This window comes from Actinophytocola sp. (genome assembly GCF_050699935.1).
In the GTDB taxonomy this organism is placed as follows: domain Bacteria; phylum Actinomycetota; class Actinomycetes; order Mycobacteriales; family Pseudonocardiaceae; genus Actinophytocola.
The window spans coordinates 1-2,658 of the sequence record NZ_JBOHGB010000288.1 but is presented as its reverse complement, the minus strand read 5'-3'; the positions used below and the strand labels follow the sequence as shown (position 1 = coordinate 2,658).

Annotated in this window: 2 protein-coding genes and 2 pseudogenes; 1 reads left to right on the top strand and 3 read right to left on the bottom strand. The window is 72.1% G+C overall.

What is annotated here, in order from left to right; all coding sequences use genetic code 11:
- The 3 genes and pseudogenes from ACRDTB_RS37940 to ACRDTB_RS37930 all read right to left on the bottom strand — a co-directional run.
- A pseudogene (locus ACRDTB_RS37940) lies at positions 1-629 on the bottom strand (hypothetical protein); the annotation flags it as partial.
- Positions 630-867: 238 nt separating this feature from the next.
- A complete protein-coding gene (locus ACRDTB_RS37935) occupies positions 868-1,860 on the bottom strand; it encodes a serine protein kinase RIO (RefSeq protein ID WP_431437109.1) in 993 nt (330 codons plus the stop codon).
- Positions 1,861-2,074: 214 nt separating this feature from the next.
- Complete coding sequence (locus tag ACRDTB_RS37930) at positions 2,075-2,425, bottom strand: VOC family protein (RefSeq protein WP_431437108.1); 351 nt, start codon at positions 2,423-2,425, stop codon at positions 2,075-2,077.
- Between the two features lie 30 nt (positions 2,426-2,455).
- Here ACRDTB_RS37930 and ACRDTB_RS37925 point away from each other — a divergent pair.
- Positions 2,456-2,658, top strand: a pseudogene (locus ACRDTB_RS37925) (S-methyl-5-thioribose-1-phosphate isomerase); the annotation flags it as partial.

Below are 2,658 nucleotides of genomic sequence, written 5' to 3'. Positions count from 1 at the left end.
GCCCAGCGGTCACCGGCGCCGAAGGTGTCCCGGCGGTTCGCGCGGTTCGCCGAGTTGCCGGTGTGTGGGCCGCGGCGGTCGCGCTGGTCCCGGCGGGCGTCGGTGCGCCGATCGCCGCGGGCGCCGGGACCGCGGTCGTCGACCCAGGAGTCGCGGCGGCTGCCGCGGCCGCGCTCGTCGGTCCAGGAGCCACGCTGGTCATCGCGGTCGCGGCGGTTCGAGTAGGCGCGGTCGTCGGACCGGCCGTGGCTGGCGTTGTTCCGGTTGTTCCTGCTGTTCCGGTCACCGTGCGGCCGACCATCGTCGTTGGCCCAGGAGTCGCGGCGGTTCGGCCGGCCGCGGTCGTTGGTACGGGTGGTGTCGCGGCCCGCGTTGTCGCGGCCGTTCGACCAGCGGCCGTTGGCCCGCTCGCCGGTGCGGCGGTTGGTGTCGCGCTCCTCGGACCAGCCGGTGTGGCGGCCGCGGTCCGGCGACCAGTTGTCGTCGCGGCGGTGGTTCGTGGTGCCGCGGTCGTCATGGCGCGGGTTGAACCGGGGCTCGGTGTTGCGGGAGCGGTGGTCGGTGGTGCGCGCCTGCTTGTGGCGCGGCTTCGTGGCGCGCGCGGTTCGGCGCGCGGTGCTGTTCGGCACGGGATCCTCTCCGATGTGGCACGTCTCGGGAGGCCTCTGCCGGTAGCAGGCGAACATTCTCGCGCGGACGAGCCCGGCGCCTCGGTGGCGCCGTCGTGGTCGTGAGTGCATCGGCGGCCGCCTCGGTAGGCGGGGAGCGGCACGGACCGCTCGCGATGCTTCGGGCAAAGGCTACCTGATCGGTTCACCTCGCCCGGCATCGCGCCACGGTCCGCGCTGTCCTCCTCCGGCCACCGCACTAGTCGCGACCGGCCACGACCAGCAGCTCCTTCGTCAGATCGGCGGGGTCGCCCAGGCTCTCGGGCAGGCCCCGGGCACGGAACCACGCCATGACGTTGGCCACATCTCGCGCCAGGTACTCCGGTCCGCGCGGGTTGGCGACCAGGTCGACGATCTGCGGCAGGTCGATGAGCATCACCTGTCCGTTGTGGACGAGCAGGTTGTAGGCCGACAGGTCGCCGTGGGTCATGCCCTGGCTCGCCAGCAGCTCGAGCGCGGCGACCAGCTGGTGCCACAGCTCCACCAGGTCCTCACCGGACGGGCGCAGCTCGGCCAGCCTCGGTGCGGCCGTGCCGAGGTCGTCGCCCAGAAACTCCATCAGCAGCTCGGTTCCGCTTCGCTGCACCGGATACGGCACCGGCGCCCCGATCGACCACAGCCGCGACAGCGCCACGAACTCGGCCACCGTCCACTGCTCGGCGATCAGGTTGCGGCCGAACGAGGTGCGGTTGGCCATCGCCCGCATCTCGCGGCTGCGGCGCATCCGCCGGCCCTCCAGGTAGCCCGCGTCGCGGTGGAACATCCGGTGCTCGTTGCTCCGGTACCGCTTCGCGGCCAGCAGGCAACCCCGCCCGCTCTCCGGATTCTCCCGGCGGATCAGGTGTACCTCGGCCTCCTTGCCCGTCTTCAGCGTGCCCAGCTCGGTGTCCGCCGCGGCCAGCTCGGTGATGAGCCAGGACGGTCGCGGGTGCGGGCCCTGCTCGCCGTCACCCCAGGTGGACCAGCGGTCCGCACCCGGTGGCGGCTCCGGACCCGCGAGCGCGCTCTCCCGCACGGCGGCAAGGCGGCCGCGCTCGTGCTCGGTCAGCCGGCCCGCACGGGTCGACTCGGGATCGAAGTCGCCCTCGAACGAGCGGGCGAACTGCGACTTCTTCGTTTTGCGTGGACGGACGCGCCGGGTGTCGAACGCGTCCTCGTCGTCTGCGTAGTCATCGATGTCGTGCAGGCGCACGGTGGGTTCTCCTCTGACCATGGATGAGCGCCCCACCGGCGCGTGGTGATGACAGAACGACCAGGCGACCTCAGCGGGGCGGGCGGACGCGGGCGTGCGGCGTCCAGGCGACCTTCGTAGTCACTGTCCACCTCCCTCACGTCCGCCGGCGAACCACCGGCGTGCTGATCCGACGGCAGCAGGCTCTCGTACCCGCTGTCCGGGTGCAACCGAATTAGTGCGCCGTGCCGACGCAGAACTCGTTGCCCTCCGGGTCCTGTAAGACGGTCCAGGTCAGGCCGGGCACCGTGTGGTCCGCGCCGCGGGTGGCGCCGAGCGCGACGAGCCGGTCGATCTCGGCCTCCCGGTCGGCGGTGGAGAAGTCGAGGTGCACGCGGTTCTTGCCCGCCCGCTCCTCCGGCACCTTCTGCAGGCCGAGGTAGGGCTGGGTGGGATCGGCTGGTGCGCGCAGCTGCATGAACCAGCCGTCGGCGTCGAAACCGACCTCGAGGTCGAGTGCCTTGGTCCAGAACTCGGCCAGCGAACGCGGGTCGGCACAGTCGATGGTGACCATGTTGAGCTTCATGCCGGCAGGCTAGGACGAGGCACCGACAAAATGGGAGACATGCGGACCATCGACTGGCAGGACGACCACATCGTCGCGATCGACCAGACCAGGCTGCCCGGCGAGCTGGTCGTCATGCGGCTGCGCTCCGTGCCGGACCTGGTCGACGCCATCAAGCGCCTCGCGATCCGCGGCGCTCCCGCGCTCGGCGCCGCCGGGGCGCTGGGCGTGGCCGTGGCGGTCCGCGCGGACCC

Bases quoted from the DNA above. Each gene is read 5' to 3' on its own strand.
- ACRDTB_RS37930 (WP_431437108.1), bottom strand. From the start codon at position 2,425: ATGAAGCTCAACATGGTCACCATCGACTGTGCCGACCCGCGTTCGCTG.